At 59.9% G+C, this 16,479-nt stretch carries 16 protein-coding genes; 8 read left to right on the forward strand and 8 right to left on the reverse strand.

The features are described 5' to 3' along the window. Positions 1–15 precede the first annotated feature (15 nt). The 3 genes from ACB040_RS01200 to ACB040_RS01210 all read left to right on the forward strand — a co-directional run bounded on the left by ACB040_RS01200 (position 16) and on the right by ACB040_RS01210 (position 2,868). Positions 16–1,506, forward strand: a complete 1,491-nt coding sequence (locus ACB040_RS01200; RefSeq protein WP_371154227.1) for a SpoIIE family protein phosphatase — start codon at positions 16–18, stop codon at positions 1,504–1,506. An 80-nt stretch (positions 1,507–1,586) separates the two neighbouring features. Further along, positions 1,587–2,588: a glycosyltransferase family 4 protein gene (locus tag ACB040_RS01205; protein WP_371154225.1), complete on the forward strand. Its 1,002-nt coding sequence runs from the start codon at positions 1,587–1,589 to the stop codon at positions 2,586–2,588. Positions 2,589–2,682: 94 nt separating this feature from the next. Next, a complete protein-coding gene (locus ACB040_RS01210) occupies positions 2,683–2,868 on the forward strand; it encodes a hypothetical protein (protein WP_371154223.1) in 186 nt (61 codons plus the stop codon). Between the two features lie 16 nt (positions 2,869–2,884). On the opposite strand, the gene ACB040_RS01215 is transcribed toward ACB040_RS01210, so the two are convergent. From ACB040_RS01215 to ACB040_RS01225, 3 genes are read right to left on the reverse strand one after another with little or no spacing between them, the layout of a single operon-like run. Next, positions 2,885–3,520 (reverse strand): sugar transferase, encoded by a 636-nt coding sequence (locus ACB040_RS01215; protein ID WP_144712876.1) that lies wholly within the window; start codon positions 3,518–3,520, stop codon positions 2,885–2,887. Then, on the reverse strand, positions 3,517–4,710 hold the full coding sequence (locus ACB040_RS01220; protein WP_371154221.1) for a glycosyltransferase family 2 protein: 1,194 nt from the start codon (positions 4,708–4,710) through the stop codon (positions 3,517–3,519). Before ACB040_RS01220 ends, ACB040_RS01215 begins: the two co-directional genes overlap by 4 nt. Positions 4,711–4,741: 31 nt before the next feature. Beyond that, entirely contained in the window at positions 4,742–5,857 is a 1,116-nt protein-coding gene (locus ACB040_RS01225) for a glycosyltransferase (RefSeq protein ID WP_371154219.1), read from the reverse strand. Between the two features lie 157 nt (positions 5,858–6,014). Here ACB040_RS01225 and ACB040_RS01230 point away from each other — a divergent pair, with 157 nt between their 5' ends. The 3 genes from ACB040_RS01230 to ACB040_RS01240 all read left to right on the forward strand — a co-directional run bounded on the left by ACB040_RS01230 (position 6,015) and on the right by ACB040_RS01240 (position 8,993). Further along, positions 6,015–7,430: a GumC family protein gene (locus ACB040_RS01230; protein ID WP_371154217.1), complete on the forward strand. Its 1,416-nt coding sequence runs from the start codon at positions 6,015–6,017 to the stop codon at positions 7,428–7,430. A gap of 339 nt (positions 7,431–7,769) precedes the next feature. Next, positions 7,770–8,417 (forward strand): hypothetical protein, encoded by a 648-nt coding sequence (locus ACB040_RS01235; protein ID WP_149153026.1) that lies wholly within the window; start codon positions 7,770–7,772, stop codon positions 8,415–8,417. A gap of 147 nt (positions 8,418–8,564) precedes the next feature. Further along, a complete protein-coding gene (locus ACB040_RS01240) occupies positions 8,565–8,993 on the forward strand; it encodes a hypothetical protein (protein WP_335854743.1) in 429 nt (142 codons plus the stop codon). Positions 8,994–9,137: 144 nt separating this feature from the next. On the opposite strand, the gene ACB040_RS01245 is transcribed toward ACB040_RS01240, so the two are convergent. Further along, entirely contained in the window at positions 9,138–9,983 is an 846-nt protein-coding gene (locus ACB040_RS01245) for a DUF1194 domain-containing protein (RefSeq protein WP_335856148.1), read from the reverse strand. Between the two features lie 158 nt (positions 9,984–10,141). Here ACB040_RS01245 and ACB040_RS01250 point away from each other — a divergent pair, with 158 nt between their 5' ends. Both ACB040_RS01250 and ACB040_RS01255 read left to right on the forward strand, forming a co-directional pair. Next, complete coding sequence (locus ACB040_RS01250; protein ID WP_258720639.1) at positions 10,142–10,909, forward strand: hypothetical protein; 768 nt, start codon at positions 10,142–10,144, stop codon at positions 10,907–10,909. Between the two features lie 90 nt (positions 10,910–10,999). Continuing rightward, positions 11,000–11,446 carry a hypothetical protein gene (locus ACB040_RS01255; RefSeq protein WP_371154214.1) on the forward strand — a complete coding sequence of 149 codons (447 nt, stop codon included), beginning with the start codon at positions 11,000–11,002 and terminating at the stop codon, positions 11,444–11,446. Here the strand turns inward: ACB040_RS01255 and ACB040_RS01260 are convergent. Genes ACB040_RS01260 through ACB040_RS01275 form a run of 4 tightly spaced genes read right to left on the reverse strand, consistent with a single transcriptional unit; the run spans position 11,424 to position 16,394 of the window. Continuing rightward, complete coding sequence (locus tag ACB040_RS01260; protein WP_371154212.1) at positions 11,424–11,900, reverse strand: hypothetical protein; 477 nt, start codon at positions 11,898–11,900, stop codon at positions 11,424–11,426. The genes ACB040_RS01255 and ACB040_RS01260 overlap by 23 nt on opposite strands. 11 nt (positions 11,901–11,911) lie before the next feature. Beyond that, positions 11,912–14,446 carry a hypothetical protein gene (locus ACB040_RS01265; RefSeq protein ID WP_371154210.1) on the reverse strand — a complete coding sequence of 845 codons (2,535 nt, stop codon included), beginning with the start codon at positions 14,444–14,446 and terminating at the stop codon, positions 11,912–11,914. Next, complete coding sequence (locus tag ACB040_RS01270; RefSeq protein ID WP_371154208.1) at positions 14,443–15,642, reverse strand: glycosyltransferase; 1,200 nt, start codon at positions 15,640–15,642, stop codon at positions 14,443–14,445. Before ACB040_RS01270 ends, ACB040_RS01265 begins: the two co-directional genes overlap by 4 nt. Then, entirely contained in the window at positions 15,639–16,394 is a 756-nt protein-coding gene (locus tag ACB040_RS01275; RefSeq protein WP_371154206.1) for an acyltransferase, read from the reverse strand. Before ACB040_RS01275 ends, ACB040_RS01270 begins: the two co-directional genes overlap by 4 nt. Positions 16,395–16,479 lie beyond the last annotated feature (85 nt).

Genomic DNA, 16,479 nt, shown 5'->3' on the forward strand with positions numbered 1-16,479 from the left:
TGATGGAGGCCCGATATGGATGACTGGTTGCGATCTGCTCCGGCAACCCTGCAGTCGGTGCGCGAACTGCGCAACCGGCTGGCGCAGGGACTCTCCCTGTTTCAGGTCTCCCCAAAGGATCAAGCCAACTGGCTGCTCTGTTTCAGTGAGCTGGCCACCAATAGCGTCAAGCACACAGCGCCTCCTGCGACCCAGCTCTGGCTCACCCTGACTGCAGATGAAACGGGCTTGAGTCTGGTGCTGGAGGATGATGGCGGCCCGCAACCCGGTCTTGCCAGCGCGCCGTTACCCGATGAGCTGCAGGAGGGGGGATACGGGCTGGCGCTGGTGCACCAACTGTTTGCCGAGGTGCACTTCTCTCGCGACGGTGATCGCAATCGCGTGACCCTTCGCCAGCAGGGCCCGGTCAACCAACTGCCGGTGCTCGCGGTGATCGACGATGACAAGGTGATGCGTGCCTTACTCACCGCCTATCTCCATGAGCACTACCGAGTTGAAAGTTATGCCGACTCCCATGCCGCCCTGCTGGCGCTTGGAAAGCAGCCCCCCGCGCTGGTGCTCTCCGATATCGAGATGGAAGGGATCGATGGCTTTGGGCTGCGCCAGCAGTTGATGAAGGATCCCAAGATGAAGGGGGTGCCCTTTATCTTCCTGACCGGTCATCAGGATCAGTGGACCCAGAGTCGGGCGGGGGCGCTGGGGATCGATGACTTTCTGGTCAAGCCCATCACCAAGCAGGACCTGTTGCTGGCGGTTTCGCGGGTGCTGCAACGCTCGGAGCAGCTCAAGTCGCAATGGGGCGAACAGCTGGATCAGCGCATGACCTCGGCGCTGCGCCCGTTATTGCCCGCCACCTCCATAGGGGGATACCAGCTGGCGTTGCAAACCCGCGCGGCCACCGTGGGCGGCGGTGACTTTCTGCTGGTCAAGGATCGGGTGCTGTGGCTCGGGGATGTGATGGGCCACGATGCGGAAGCCAAGTTCTTCGCCCATGCCTATGCCGGTTATCTGCGCGGTTTGCTGACGGCGCACGATCTGGAGCGCGCCCCCGCCCGTTTGCTGACCATCTTGTCCAATGCGGTTCACAGTGATCCGTTATTGGGGGCTACCCTGCTCACCACCCTCTGCATTGAACTCGGCAACGAGGGGCGGGTGCAGTGGGCCAGCGCGGGCCACCCGGCGCCCTTGCTGGTCGGGCCCGGCACCATCCGTCAGGTCGGCGTGACCGGCCCCTTGCCCGGTTTGCGCCCGGATCCCCACTTCGTGACCAATGAGCGTCAGCTCAAGCCCGGCGAGATCCTGCTGTTCTGGACCGACGGCCTGCTCGATAGCCGTGACGCAGAAGAGCGCCAGCGCTGGGAGGCGCAGCTCAAGGAGATCTGCCTGACTTCGGGGCCCGGTCTTGAGCAACTGGCTCATCGCATTGCCCGCTGGTTTGATGAGCGCATCAATGATGCCGCCCTCGATGACATGACCCTCTTGCTGGTCGCCTGTCCCGGCGCCTGATCCTGCCCCTCTTTGCCTGACTGGCCCGCTCTATGCAGCGCCTCATTTCAGGTGGCATGGAGCCACGGGAGGAGGGCCTTATGTTACCCATGCAGCAGATCTGGCTGGCCATCGATGCGCGTCAGGTCGGTGGAATAGAAGTTCACATTATCCACTTGGCCAACGATCTGCTGGCCAGAGGATTTCGCCCCACCATAGTGCTGGTGAGCAACCACGGCATGACCCCCTTTACGACACTGCTCAAACAACAGGGCTTGCCCTACGAGGTGTGCCACAACAGCCGCGACTTTATGCGCCGTCTGGCCCGCCAGCCGGCTTCTGTGCTGATCCACACCCACGGCTACAAGGCCGGGGTGCTGGGGCGGCTGACAGCCTGGTTTACCGGTAAATCGGTGGTCTCGACCTTTCACAGCGGGGATGACGGGGAGGGTTTGCTGAAGTTTTACAGCTGGCTGGATCGCACTACAGCGCGTTTTGCGAAGTGTATTGCAGTGAGCGAGCCCATCGCTCGCAAATTGCCTGTACCAAGCACGGTGATCAGCAACTTTGTCCCCATGCCTGCGACGCCGGCTGCGGTATCTGGCAACAGGATTGCCTTTGTCGGCCGCCTCTCGCCGGAGAAGGGGCCGGAGGCGTTCTGCCAGCTGGCCGCCTTCTGCCCGGACGGGGCGTTTCATCTCTACGGGGATGGCCCCATGAAAAGCGCTTTGTTGCAGCAGTATGGTGATCGCGTCCAGCTTCATGGTTTCCAGAACATGGCCAATGAGTGGCACAACATCGACCTGCTCTGCATCACTTCACGCTTTGAAGGGTTGCCGCTGGTGGCCCTGGAGGCGATGGCTCACGGCATACCGGTTTGTACCTTTGCGGTGGGGGGCCTGGTCAATCTGATCGACCATAAATCCAATGGCTGGCTGGTGGAGCCCGGCCATGTGCGGGATATGGCGGAGCTGGTCAACTACTGGCTGCGCAGCGATGGGGTGGTGCGCAGCAAAATGAGTCAGGCGGCCCGCAACACCATCGCCCGCGGGTACAGCGTCAACAACAGAGTGACCGATATTCTGGCCGTCTACGGCGCCTGAATCCCCACGGGGAAACCCGCCAAAAACGAGTGGCTGCTGGCTACTCGTTTTTTTATGTGCCGGTGTTAGGGGTTGCAGGGGGAGGATTGCTTCGGTGATCACGCAACGCTTGGGTTTCTGCGGTTGGTCAAACTGGCATCAGGCCTTTGGATGGATGGGGCCAGATGATGGCGATCAGATCGCTGACTTCTCGGTGATCAACGTTGATTTGCCACAAGGATGCGCCATAAAAAAAGGCCATTGCAGTGGCAATGGCCTGATGGGGTTGGGGTGTGGTTGAGGTTGGCACAGCGGGATTAGCGCCCCTTTTTGCCGACCATGATGGCGATCGTCTTGCCGATGATATGCACATCCTGCACCAGCCAGCGCCAGGGGTGGAGCAGGGCGACCGAGTAGGCCAGGTCGAACGCCAGCTTGCTGCGCACATCATCGAGCGACTCGTCGTAACCCTGATTGACCTGTGCCAGACCGGTAATGCCGGGGGCCACTTCATAGGTGCGTTCGATAAAGTACGGCACCGCATCTTCCAGCCGGTTGGCGATCCCGGGTCGCTCCGGACGGGGGCCGATCAGCGACATTTCCCCCTTGAGCACATTGATAAACTGCGGCAGCTCATCGAGCCGGGTCTTGCGCAGAAAGTCGCCGCTGCGGGTGATCCGGCTGTCCCCCTTGCCACACCAGACCGGCCCGGTGCCCGCCTCGGCGTCGGCGCGCATGGTGCGAAACTTGATCATGAAAAAGAGTTCGGTATGGGTGGCGTGGCTGCGCCCGATCCGCAGCTGACGAAAGAACACAGGCCCCGGGCTATCGAGCCGGATGGCCAACATGATCAGCGGCCACAGAGGCAGCGTCAGCAACAGGCCAAGAGTAGCACCGAGCAGATCCATGCTGCGTTTGACCACCAGGGTCAATCTTGGAATGGGGTGTGTCATACGGCTTTCTCCTGTGACATGAAACGTATGGGGGCGCGCAGGCAGTAGCGCAGGGTGCCCATGCCGTTGTACCAGTGTCCGAGTACCAGATAGTGGATTTTGCGAAACAGATTGGGCCAGGGGTGCACAGGGGTCAGCTGGATCAAGATGACCAGCAGATACCCCAGCAGTTGCAGCCCCAGCAGCAGTTGAAACAGCAGGGATTGGGTGGCCAGCGGGATGGCGCAGAGCCACAGCAGGGTCAGGCAGAGCGGCATCAACACCCGCAGCCCCTTGCCACTGGCAAAGTTGAAGGCAACCCAGCCGAACTTGGGGTGTAGCAGGGGCAGCAACCGCAGCAGTTGCTGGGTGTTGCCAGCCCCGATCCGCTTGCGCCGTGTCGCCTCCAGCGCGGCATCGGAAACTTCCAGCTCCAGTGCGGCGCAGCGATTGTCATAGACAGCGCGATACCCCTTGGCGATGGCTTGCATCGGCAGGATGAAATCGTCGTTGATGGTATCGGCGGCCAGCGGGGTGAGGCACTCCCGGCGCATCATGTAAAAGGCCCCGTGGGCCCCCAGCATGCCGCCAAGGGCCGACTCGCAGAGTTTGATCTGGCTTTGATAGTGCCAGTAACTCTCCTCGCCCTGAGAGCCCGGTTGCCAGAACCGGTATGCTTCCCCGACCACCCCTACCTTGGGATCGGCAAAATGGGCGACCGCCAGCAGCAGACTGTCGATGGGCAGCAGGGCCGAGACATCGGTGAGGGCCACCAGATCGCTGTGCACCCGGGTCATGGCCTCGTTGAGCACGGCGACCTTGCCGCGATTGCGGGGGTGATCAAACAGCCTGATCTGCAACTGCTGCAGGGCGGGATCACCGAGCTGGCTCAGCGCAATGGGGTAACTGTTGTCGCTGCAGCCGTCGAAATGCACATGCACCCACAGCTTGTCGGCGGGGTAATCGAGGCTGGCGAGGTTTTGCAGCTTGGCCGCGATGGTCGCCGCCTCGTTGTAGACCGGCATCAGCAAAGTGATGGTCGGCAGCGCCTCATCGGCGGCGTCTGCTTTGAACCCTCGATCCAGAGGGCGCGGTGGATTAGCTACCTTGTGCGCCTGCCGACCACCGAATTTGAGCAGCAGGGGATAGCCCACATGGTGGTAGACCACCAGTACAGCGCACAGCCAGAACACGGTCATGATCCATTCCATGGGATGCTCCTCTGGTCATCGGGTCGCTTGATCAGCGGCTGTAAAGCTGCTGATAGGCCTGAGCCATCCGGCTCAAGCTGCTTTGCTGGCACACAAACTCACGGGTGACGGCACGCAGGCTATGGCACTGCAGCAACCCTTGTGCCAGAAGCTGGGCAAGGCGGCCGGGATCCCGCTCAGACAGGATATGGCCGCTGGCCTGGCAGACGATCTCTCTGGCCGCACCCACGTCGCTCATCACCACCGGCACCCCGCACGCCTGTGCTTCCAGCACGCAGAGCGGCATCCCCTCTGCCAGTGAGGGGAGGCAGAAGAGATCCAGCCCCTGATAGAAGCGCGGCATGTTTTCGACCAGCCCCAGAAAATGGACCCGATGGGCGATCCCCAGCTGCTGACACTGTTGTTGCAACGCATTTTGCAAACTGCCGACCCCTGCCAACGCAAGATGCACCTCCTCCGGCAGGGTGCGGATCGCCTCCAGCAGCAAGGTATGTCCCTTGACCGACTCAAGGCGGGCGGCGCAGCCAATCAACTTGACCCCTTGCGGCAGCCCCATCTCCTGACGGGCGAGGGCGGCGGCGCCCGGGGCAAAGCGCAGCTCATCGATGCCGTTGGGGATCACGGTTGGCGACAGCTGGCCCAGCTTGGCCAGCAGCTGGTTGGCCACCGGCGTGGCATCGGCCACCAGAATGGGTTTGAAGGCGCGCAGCCCCCACAGGGCCAGCGTGCGCTGATGGGGATCATCGAGATACCAGGCATCGTGCTCTGTGTGTACCAGGGTGGGCACCCGTGCCAGCCGACTGGCCAGACCGCCATAGAGCATGGGCCCCAGATGGTGGGTATGTACCGCGACGGGCTTGAGTTGGCGCAGCAGTCGGGTGAGCCGCCAGAGGGTCGCCAACGACCAGCCCGCGGGCTTTTCCAGACAGTGAATATTGCCTGCGAAGGGATGCAAGGCGGGCCATGCCCTTAGCACATCCCCTTTGCGCCCTTCGAGGGAGATGATATGCACTGGTTGCTCGGCAGGGCTTGCCTGAGTGAGGTTGAGCACCATGGTCTCCAGCCCGCCCGGCTGCAGGTGCTGCACTATTTGAACGATGGAGCCCCTGCGGGGATGGGGTTTGTGCGACAGGGTTGATGACAACATGGTTCGCGCTCCGGCAAGGGAAGGGGTGGCACCCCGGATAGCGGGAGAATGCGAATCTTGTACCACTCTTGCGATCTGCTCACAGAGGCGATCAGCTCCTCTGGTGGCACTGCCTTTGCATCGTGCGGGGGGAGGGCCTTTCTCAGGGAGTGATGCCATGCCTGTCCAGTTCTATTACAACCTCTACATCATTCTCTTTGCCGCCTGGCGCCGTCGCTATCTGCTGGTGATCCCGGTACTGGTGATGCCGCTGGTGGGCGTCACGGTTGGCCTGCTCACCCCCAAGGAGTATGAGAGCCGCACCACCTTTATGGTGCCGCAAGATGCCAACCAGACCCCGACCCTCAAGGATCTGATCACTCAGGAGAGTCTCAAGGATCGCTTTGCGGTGCTCGAAGCCCTGTTGCGCAGTCGTTATGTGCTCGATGGAGTGGCGCGGGATCGCGGTCTGGTCAATGACGAGACCCCGCCAGCTCAGCGCGATGCCATCATGGACTGGCTCTCGAGTGCCGTCTCGCTGCGGCTGATCGGCGATGAGGTGATCGAGATAAAGGTCAAAGCGGATTCGGCGGCCAACAGCGCCGGTTTGCTCGAAGCCATTTCACGGCGCTTTTTCTTCAACCTGCTCAGCAAGGGGCGCCAGTCGGCGGAGTCGTCCGAACGTTTCCTGCAAAGCCAGCTCGACAGCCGCCGCAGCGAACTGCAAGCGGCCGAGCAGCTGCTCGCCGATTTTAAACGGGAGCATGCCAGCGCCTTGCCCCAGCAGCAGAGTACCAACGTCGCCCGTCTCTATGGTTTGCAGGAGCGCTATGCCGAGAGCCTGATCACCCTGCAGCAGGCCAAGGCTCGGGTCGATCAGCTATCGCTGGGGCAGGAGAGCCAGCTGGCCCGCCAACTGGATGAGAAGCTGCAACTGATGCGCACCGAGCTGGTGTTGCTGCGAGCCCGCTACAGCGACGAGCACAGCAAGGTGCAGAGTCTGCGCTATCAGATTGACCAGTTGCAGCAGGAGTTTGAGCAGCTCAAATCCCAACCGGATATGGCGCGCGGGCCCGAGTGGCAACTGGCCCAGACGCAGTTGACGGAGGCGGAGCAAAACGCCGCCGGCCTGAAGAGCCAGCTGGATGGGCTGGACAAGGTGGTCGACTCCCAGGGGGATACCGAGCGCCAGCTCGCCGAGCTGGAGCGGGATCTGGCGGTCAAGCGCACCCTCTATCAGGATTTGCTGCTGCGCTACGAGAAGGCCAAGGTGACCGGCGATCTGGGCAACTTCGAGCAGGGGGAGCGGATCAAGGTGATCGACAAACCCTTTGCCCCCAGCAAGCCGAGCAACTACCCGCTCTGGCTGTTCCTGCTGGCGGGTATGGTTGGCGGGCTGGGGCTCGGCTGCGGTCTGGCGCTGGTGGCCGAACTGGCGGATGCCAGCCTGCGCCGCTCCGATCAACTGGCCGCCCTGGTCAAGGCGCCGGTGCTAAGCCGCATTCCCTACTGCGAGCCAGTGCCGGACTATCCATCCAATAGTGATCATGCGCTGGATGGGCAGGTGTTGCCCTTGTCACCAGAGCCGGGTTGATTGCCGTAAAACTGGCTGACAGCCGGAACCTGAATATATCTGAAAAGGCCTTGTGATAAGGCCTTCTTTATATCGTGCAGATGGCGGAGTAAACATCGCGGCAGGCCGATAAAAGAGGATAACGGCAGCATTTTCTATTTCCCTTTCTTGACTGTGGTTTTACCGAGTGATACAACTGAAACCAGTTTGGTATTATTGGCCTCATACGCGAAAATCACAACATGGTTATTATTTAAACTTTTTGTTATTAATGATGTGTGGAAGGGCAGTATGAGATGGAAAAACTGCCAACATGTTAATAACTCTTTTCATATAATTCCTGTTAGAAAAAGGAGAAAAATGAATCAATCTGCACACGCATATATGATTAAAGCGCCTGCATTACTTAATGATACGCGGCGTTTAATTTCTAGAATAGATGATTATAACAGAGATGGTCTATCAGCTATATCAACATCAATCTCGGCTGTTGAGGCTTTTTTAAACGAAATTGTTCAAATTGGTAATGGGTACAAAGCCCATAAACATGGATTAAAAAATCCTCTTGTACGAATGGCTGTTGACCTTGAAAAGGCTGAGCGAAAGCCAATACTATGTAAATTTGATATTGCTTATCGTGCACTTAAAGGTAGTGGTTTCAATGTTAAAGCTACCAAGCCAATCCAAAGATTACAAATTGTCATAGATGTTAGAAATGAATTAACTCACCCTAAAGCATCAACAATAAATATTTCTCTAAATGGTATCTCATTACAGCCAAAGGAAAAGAAATTAGTAAATAAATTACGTTCGAATGGCTTCAAAGTTTCCGATGACCCTTTCGATTGGGAGCGAGTCGTTAATACTAAGGCCTTTGCCTTGTGGGCTTATCAATCGGCCATAGATTCTATTGCTATGGTTTTTGATGCATGGCCTTATATCGATGCTATTGACAGCTTTAAGGAAATCTACTCTGTAAATTTAAGGCATGAAGAACAATGGAAATAATTTTCATGAGAAGGTATTCAAAAAACTCAATGTACATGGCGTGTTCAGTTTACAGTTTTTTAGTGACTAAAGCGTAATGTAGTTATTTTTATATTACGTCTCTGCCTTACTTAAGGTGATGTTATATTTTTAGTTTAAGGGGGTTCTTTGAAATCAAGTGGTCATAAGTTACTTAGAAGTGTAATAACTAACCGTGAAGCTAGTCTTGAAGATCTTAGCTCTTTTATAGAATCTAAACATGGTGATTATCGCGATTATTTTCCCTTAGCTAGCCTTATTGTTAGTGGATATGTGGCTTGTGAGATTCGCTGCTCATCAGGCGAGCCATATGAAGAACGATTACTTGCATCAATACTTTATGCAAAAGCATCTGGTGAAAAAAAGGTTAATAATTTCCATAACCAAAATGGTAAGAAAGGATATACAGATAAGATATTTACTATGACAGCTAAAACTCAGCTTTATTTTGATGAGTTGAGATCGAAGCGAAATGAGAGAGTGTTTACTGCATTTATTAGTATTGTTGTGGGTGTGTCATCGGCTTTAATTACGTTAGCAATACAAAGCAAAATTTGAGAGTGTTATCCTAAAGATAACAAGCACCTCAAGAGAAAATATTTGTGAACGAGTAGTGTTTTCAGACCTTATGGTCCATCTTGCCATGACTTCGCCAAAATCAGGGAGCCATAGCTCCCTAATCGCGACACACGAGGTGATAGATCAGCCGATGGCGGGGGTTTGTTGCCAGTTGGCTTGCTGCAGGCGTCCTTGGTTACGGCGCTGATAGCGCCAGGCCAGCAGTAGCGGCATACCGAGCAGCAGCTGGGCGGCCAGCGGGATCTCCTCGATGGGGGCGGCCAGTGCCCCTTCAGGAATAATGCCCCCCTCAATTTCGGCCGCCAGTTTGAGCTCCAGCGCATTGCCAAAGTCGGCGAAGGTGGTGGCATTGATCACAAACGCATCCTGACCGCCCGCCACGTTCTCCACATACCACTCTTGCAGCACCCCATCGGCATAGTCCTGACCTATGGTGATGCCGTTGATGGTGTCGATGCCGGAGGCGAGCAGTTGATCCCGCACGGTGGAGGTATCCAGCCCGTTGTTCTGGATACCGTCACCTGACACATCCATCACCTGGCGGGCGGCGGTGAAGTTGTTGGTATCAAACTGCTGGGCACCAAAGGCCATCGCCGAACCGGGGGCCGTCATCCCCGCATAGGGGCGCACCAGGGCATCCAGGGTGGCGGCGAAGTTGTTGATGGAGGTCATGTCGTAGAGGTGGAACCAGTCAGTCATCACGCTCTGCTGGTTGCTGCTGCTCCACATGATCATCTGTACGGCGATGGACCCGAGTTTGCCGCCACTGGTGTCGAGGATGGCGCTTTGTACATCCTGACTGTAAAAGGCGTCCACATACCCCTGTAATTGCAGATTGAATTCCGATGAACTGACGCTGCCCGACACATCCATCAGCAGTTGCAGTTCGGTATCGACTTCGGTCAAGGCGTATGCGGGGGAGGTTACCAACAACATCCCCAGCAGCCCTGCCAACGGTTTGAGTTTCATTGCCCACTCCTTCTCCTTGGCGCTAGTGCCAGCAGGGTGGAATGAATAAAGCGTGCCAGCTTTGGCGAATCCTTTGACTTGGCTTGATCCGGGTGAGACCGGGCAGGCATGGAACTTGCGACAGCGGTCAAAAGCGCTGATAACCGGCAGGAGTTGCGATGGAGATCCGTCCCTGGCAGTGGGCACCCAACTGGCTGCTACTTGGTTTGGCCAATCAGTGGGGCATGGTGTGGCTCAATATGGGCCACTTCAACCTGCTGGTGGTGTTGCTGATTGCTATCTGGTGGCAAATTGCATCGCGGGTTGCACCGAGCTGGCGCCCGCATCCACTGGCGCTCGCCCTGTTTATCCTGCTGATCCTGATCCCCAGCGCCAGCTGCAAGGCGCTGGCCTGTCTGTTGCTGGTGGCCTCGCTATGGCGCCGTCATCAGAGTGGCGATGAGCGGGCGGTGTTGCAGATTGTGCTCGCCTTTACCGTGGCGGTGTTGTGGGGGCAGCAGGTGTTTGCGTTGCTCTCCGGCCCTGTGTTGGCCCTCGATGCCTGGGGGGTGGGCCAGTGGTTGCAACTGCTGGGCTGGGAGACTCGCCTTGATGGCAATCGCATCGAGCGGTTGGGGGGCCATGCGCTGATTGTGCTCAAGGGGTGCTCCTCGTTTTCTCAACTCTATCTGGTGGTGCTCTCCTGGCTGGTCTCCTGCTGCTGGCTGGCGCCGGAGCGCCCCCTCTACCGGCAGTGGCCCATGTTGCTGCTGGTTTGCCTGCTCTATATCGGGGCCAATCAGCTGCGGTTGGTGCTGATGAGCCTGGATCTGCGCTGGTATGGCTGGCTGCATACCGGCTCGCTGGCCCAGCTCTACCAGTGGGCCATCATGTTGTTGGTGATGACCATCCTCTTTCTAAGGGGGCGCCGTGATGGGTCTGTCTAAGGGATATCTGCGGTTGGTGGCGTTATCAGAGCCGGGTGGTCAATATGATGCTGCTGGTGATGACCATCCTCTTTCTAAGGGGGCGCCGTGATGGGTCTATCTAGGGGATATCTGTTGCTGTTGCTGGTGGCGCTGCTCAGTGCTGCCGCCATGGGCTGGCGTTATCAGAACCGGGCAGTTAACGAGGGAGCCAAGCCGATGCTGCTGGAGATGGTCCAGTTGGGCTGGCGCTTGCGGGTGGCTACGCCGGTATTGGGTGGCACCTATGTCAGCTATCAGCTGGCCCATCCCCGCTGTGATGGTCTGCTGCAGGCCATGCTGGTGGCGCCGGATAGCGAGGCGATGTCAGTGACGCTGGCGGGTGAAGGGATGAGTCAGGGGGTGATGTTTTTAGGCGAGCTGCACCAGAGCCCGCCGCTGCTCTCGTACCGTCTTACCCAGGGTTGGCGCAAATTGTGGGGGCTGGCCCCTTATCCCCTCTATCGGGTGGCTTTGCCTACCTCTTGCCTCGGCCTTATTGCGCCGCCGCTGGGGTGACCGCCCCCGATTCACCGTTTGGCAGAATGCGGATCAGCAAGGTATTGGGGGCCAGCATGGGGTCATAGCGGGGCTCCAGCTCAATGGCGCGAGCTCCCAGCAAGCGTGTCAGGGCAGTTAGTCGCACGCTTGCCATTCGCGCACTCTCCAGCATGTCGGTTTGCAGCCCGGGGCCGCTTACCAGCGCAATTCGGGCCGGATCCTTGCGTCCTAAAAACTGATGCAGCAGCTGCTCCTGATCCGCTGGCAGTTGTGTCTCCGCTTGCTGGTACTGCAGTTGCAGCTGGGGTTGTTCGGCCAGTTGCTGTTCCCGCAACTGGTTGAGGATCGGCAGGGTCTCATTGACCGGCTCCTGACGGGCGCAACCGGTGAGGATCAGCAATGGCAGCATTAGGGGCAACAGGCGGCGCAGGGCGCTGTCTTTGGCTGTGGAGCGGGGAGTCTGGTTGGCCATACGCAGTCACTTCAGGAGGATGAGTTGGCACCAGTTTGCAATGTTTTCAATCCCTTGGCCAGTTGTTCAATCTCGCGGCGCCACTGGATCCAGGCGGCAGAGGGCAGTTGCTCTGCCACCTGCCAGCGGGTCGGCAGCTGATCCCGCAGGCGCTCCAGCAGCAGGGCGGCCTCTACTTGATAGCGGGCCTCCTGCTCCAGCCAGGCGAGCCAGCGCAGATCTTCGATGGCTTGCTGCAACAGCAACAGATCGTGAGAGAGGCGGTGCGCCTCGCAGGCTTGCGGGCCGAGCAGCATAAAGTCGCTCTCCCGCCCGTCGGTGGGGTCATAGGGCAGGGCGGTGGGCATGCGGCCATGCCACTGCAAATAGCCTTCGGCGCCGCTTTGCCACAGATAGAACCCGGCGGCTCTCGGGGTGCCCAGATTGTAAAACCAGGGGGTGACCTTGTGCTGGCGTACCCGCGCCACATCGGCCTTGTCGGCGCCAAAGCCTGCGTTGATCAGGGCAATCTCCACCTCTGCCAGCAGACCAGCCTGACCCGGATGATTGAAGTGACCTGCGCGGAGCACCGCCGGATCCCGCCGTTTCATCTCCCGCGCCAGGCTGGTAATGGCGGGCAGAGTGGCAAGATCCGGCTCATCAAACAGGCTCCATGCCAGCGGGGGCAAGCCGCTGGCGGTCAGCGCCTGTTGCCGCGTCTGCCACTGATCAAGCTGGCTGGCAGGGTCGTTCCCCCAGCGTTTGAGCGGGGTATAGGCCAGCAGGGGCGGCACAAAACCGAGCCCCACCGCCTCTCCCATGATCTCCCGCATCCCCGCTTCATCCTGTGGCAGGGCGGGCGAGAGGCCGCTGATCCCGAGTTTGGCGAGCCGCTGCAGGTCGCAGCGACTGGCCGCGGCGATCTGCTCTTTTAACGCCTCGGGATTGGGGCTCAGCCAATTCAGATAAGGGGGCGCTTCGACATAGATGCCGACCGGCTTGCTGGCCGCGGGCAGGGTCAGCGGCAGCACCTCGATAGTCAGTGGCAGCTGCACCAGTTGTTGATGGCTGAGCAGCTGAATATTGCCGAGATAGCGCCCCGCCGGCGCATCGCGTGGGACGGTCATTTGCAGCACCAGACGCCGAGGTACGCCTGCCAGCAGGGTGAGCCCGGCGATCCCCTCGACCAGCTCCTGATCCGAGGGGGCCAACAGGGTGCCGCTCGCCTGCGGGCGAACCAGATGCCACTTGCCGTAATAGGGGGTCAGCGCCAGCGGCGATCCTGTTTGCTCAGGGGGCTGGATCACCAGCAAGGGGGCCGGATCGTCGGTGGCGGCGTGGATGGCAAATTCCAGCAACAGCTGGCTGCCACGGGCGGCCAACACGGGTTGTGAAGCCTGCTGCAACGCATCGGCCGCAGATAGCGGGGCGATCTGCAGGGTTGGGGCGGCATCCGTAATCGGCGTGAGGCTGAGCTGCTGCGAAGCTGGGGCTGGGGAATAGGGGGCCAGAGTCCACTTCTCCAAAAACAGCTGGCGCTGCTTGGTCAGCACGCTTGCGGTAGCGTCGGCCAATACGGCGCGATCTTTTCCACTATTCGGGAGAGCCTCGTTGCTGGTGCTGGCCGGATAGGGGGCAAGCAGCAGCCCTGCCAAGTATTTGGCATCCGGTGAGTGGCCCACCAGTGTGATAGTGAGCGGGCCGCCGGGGTGGTTCAGGGTGACATGGACCGGGCCGCCCTGTCGTGCCCCGAACAGCTGCCAGGGATCCGGATTTGGCAGCGCCTCGCGAGATTGCCCCGCCAGATAGCGCTGCGTTAGCCACTCCTGTGGTTGCCACTGCTCGGCCCAGATGGGCTCGCCATTGACCAGCACGCTGCGCTCGAAGGGGTGGGGCAGGTACTCCCATTCACCGGGGTCATCCAGCCAGAGGGTGAGCTGGTAGCGTCCTTTGGCCAGGTCCAGCCGCACCCCGTCGAGATTGCGCAGCCCATCGCGCACCAGGGCATCGCCGGAGGGACGCAAGATGGGGGTGGGATGGCCAATCAGCCGGGGATCCCCCGGACTCAGGGCCTCAAAGCCGGTAAAGCGGGGCGCAGCCGCCGCCCCCAGATCCAGCGCAATGGTGCCCGCAGGCAGAGTCAGACCAGGCTCCCAGTACCAGCGGTGAATGGTCATTGAGGGGGCGTTATCGGCCATAAAGAGATAGAGCTTGGTGAGTTTGTCCAGCGCCAGCGCTCTGGGCTGGCTGGTGCGCCACTCACTCAAGGCAAAGCGCAGGGTGAAGGGGCCGGGGGCGACAATCCGCTCCAGATTGACCCGGCTGCGGTAGTTGACCGAGCCCTGATCGTCGATACGCAGGATCAGGGTTTGCGGGCGGGCGCTGGGGTTATGGCCCTCGATCACCAGTTCATCATCGCTGCCTATTGGCCAGTTGTGGGTGCTCAGATCGAGCCGCTGGGGTGTCTGGTTACCCGTCAGGGGCAGCGGGGTCTGCCCCTCCAGCCGGGTGGTGGCCATTGCTGCATGGCCGCAGAGCAGGATAACCAGCCAGAGCCCTTTGCTCATCCTGCCAGCCCCTTCAACCAGTTGTTCAGCTCGGCAGCCTTGTGATCCCAGCTTTGCAGGGCCACCTGCTGTTGGCGAGTGTGGCGCCCTTCGCTGCGGGTGAGCCCCTCCCAGCCACTCTCCTGAAACCAGCCCGGATTGGATTGATCAAAGGCGGCCCGATTGATGGCCTGGGCCAGGCTCTCCCCATCGTGGGGGAGCTGGATCTGATCCCGATAGCCATCGAGAGCCGGAAAATCGGTGCTGACGATGGGGCGCCCTGCGGCCAGATACTCGCGCAATTTCAATGGGTTGCAGGCACGGATCTGGGCGTTGTCGACAAAGGGCAGCAGACTCACCTGCCAGTGCTGGGCATAGGCCGCCAGCGTGTGGTGGGGACGGGGCCCCAGCAGATGGATATTGGGGAGCCCTTTGAGGGGGGAGATATCGGTCTGGACCGGGCCAATCAGCACCAGATCCCAGTTGGGCAGGGCGGCGGCCGTCTCTGCCAGCAGGGGGATATCAATCCAGTCGCTCAGGCTGCCGTAAAATCCGGCAATGGGGCGGCCGGAGGGGAGATCTGCCGGGCGCTCTCTGGGGGGCATAAACAGCTCGAGATCCACGCCGTGGCTGAGGAGCCTGGTTTTATGGGGCGGAAACCGGCTGGCCAGCGCGGGGCTGGCGGCCAGAATGAGATCGGCTTTTTCCACCAGTCGGGCCTCGCAGTGGGCAATGGCCTGATGATCCACCCCTGCCAGCGCCGAGAAGTCATCGCCGCAGTAGTAGATCACCGCCCGCTCTTCGAGCTTGCCAATCAGATCGACGGCGCTGGGCAGGGAGATCCAGAGCAAGGGGCGATCCAGCTCGGGCAACTGGCGCCGGATCTGCGCCGCCAGCCAGTGGCCATTGATCTTGCCCGCCAGCCGACTGCCGGGCAGCGGTAAGGCGAGCGGCGGCAGAACCCGGGGGCTGCTGACCTCTGATGGCGCAACCGACTGGCCGCCAGCATGGCGCGCGCCGCCCAGCACCGCCCCCAGTTTGCGGACGATGCGGGTGAGATCATGAAGGGTAAAGCGGGGGCAACGCATGCCGATGGAGTTGACCCAGAGCACTTGATAATCGGGCAACAGGCGCTTGATCAGGTGTTGGGTGCTGGAGGGGTGCTGGCCCCAATCCTCGCCCAATACCACCAGTTGCGGCAGTGAGTGTGGTTTCATGCAAAGGTCTCCGAAGCGTGTGCGGGGTCGCTGTGATCTTGTGGCTGCAACGGGCGCAGCACGGAGGCCGGTACCCCGGCGGCGAGCACACCTGCGGGCAGATCCCGGGTGACGACGCTGCCTGCGGCGACAATGGTGCCGGCACCTATGGTGACACCGGCCATCACCATCACCCCGGTGCCAAGCCAGACATCCTGCTCCAGCACAATGGTCCCCACCTGTTCATCGCGATCCGGTTTGCCAAGGGCGCGATCGCGGGCGTTGACCGGGTGCCCCGGGTAGCCCGCCAGAAAGGCGCGGCCAGCAATTCTGACGTTATCCCCCAGCACTATCTTGCTGCCCACCGCCAGGGTGGTCTGCCAGCCAATCCCGACATTGCGGCCAATGACCAGCCTTGGTGTCTGGCTCGATGCCCGGCCGCTGATGGTCATGGCGGCGCTGAGGCGGCAGTCGGCACCAATTTCGATGGTGACCGGACCGCTGATATAGGGGATGCCGCCATAGAGATAGAGGCGCGGGGCGGGGGCCGTCAGGCGAGATTGAAACAAGGGGGTCCACCAAAGGGTGCGGGTCAGGGTTGCCAGCGCGTTGCTGCCCAGCAGATAGAGCCGATAAAGCAGCCGATGCAGGGGAGGGATCACGGGGCATGACCAGTGGCGGGCACTTTTGGCCAGACGCCATACCCGGCGGGCCAGTGGCGTCTCTCCCTGTTTGGCCCAGCTTTTCATCCGGTGCAGGTTGATGGTGTTCATGGCGACCTCTCCCTCTGGTGCAGTCCGTTGCTCGCTATGCAGAAAGCAGGGATCGGGCCAACAGGACGACCCCGGCGGGATCAGG

It is taken from the genome of Aeromonas sp. S11(2024), from assembly GCF_041402345.1.
GTDB classification, from domain to species: domain Bacteria; phylum Pseudomonadota; class Gammaproteobacteria; order Enterobacterales; family Aeromonadaceae; genus Aeromonas; species Aeromonas veronii.

Coding starts and splice junctions, on each gene's coding strand:
- ACB040_RS01200 (WP_371154227.1), top strand. CDS start 16: ATGGATGACTGGTTGCGATCTGCTCCGGCAACCCTGCAGTCGGTGCGC.
- ACB040_RS01205 (WP_371154225.1), top strand. CDS start 1,587: ATGTTACCCATGCAGCAGATCTGGCTGGCCATCGATGCGCGTCAGGTC.
- ACB040_RS01215 (WP_144712876.1), bottom strand. CDS start 3,520: ATGACACACCCCATTCCAAGATTGACCCTGGTGGTCAAACGCAGCATG.
- ACB040_RS01220 (WP_371154221.1), bottom strand. CDS start 4,710: ATGGAATGGATCATGACCGTGTTCTGGCTGTGCGCTGTACTGGTGGTC.
- ACB040_RS01225 (WP_371154219.1), bottom strand. CDS start 5,857: ATGTTGTCATCAACCCTGTCGCACAAACCCCATCCCCGCAGGGGCTCC.
- ACB040_RS01230 (WP_371154217.1), top strand. CDS start 6,015: ATGCCTGTCCAGTTCTATTACAACCTCTACATCATTCTCTTTGCCGCC.
- ACB040_RS01235 (WP_149153026.1), top strand. CDS start 7,770: ATGAATCAATCTGCACACGCATATATGATTAAAGCGCCTGCATTACTT.
- ACB040_RS01245 (WP_335856148.1), bottom strand. CDS start 9,983: ATGAAACTCAAACCGTTGGCAGGGCTGCTGGGGATGTTGTTGGTAACC.
- ACB040_RS01250 (WP_258720639.1), top strand. CDS start 10,142: ATGGAGATCCGTCCCTGGCAGTGGGCACCCAACTGGCTGCTACTTGGT.
- ACB040_RS01255 (WP_371154214.1), top strand. CDS start 11,000: ATGGGTCTATCTAGGGGATATCTGTTGCTGTTGCTGGTGGCGCTGCTC.
- ACB040_RS01260 (WP_371154212.1), bottom strand. CDS start 11,900: ATGGCCAACCAGACTCCCCGCTCCACAGCCAAAGACAGCGCCCTGCGC.
- ACB040_RS01265 (WP_371154210.1), bottom strand. CDS start 14,446: ATGAGCAAAGGGCTCTGGCTGGTTATCCTGCTCTGCGGCCATGCAGCA.
- ACB040_RS01270 (WP_371154208.1), bottom strand. CDS start 15,642: ATGAAACCACACTCACTGCCGCAACTGGTGGTATTGGGCGAGGATTGG.
- ACB040_RS01275 (WP_371154206.1), bottom strand. CDS start 16,394: ATGAACACCATCAACCTGCACCGGATGAAAAGCTGGGCCAAACAGGGA.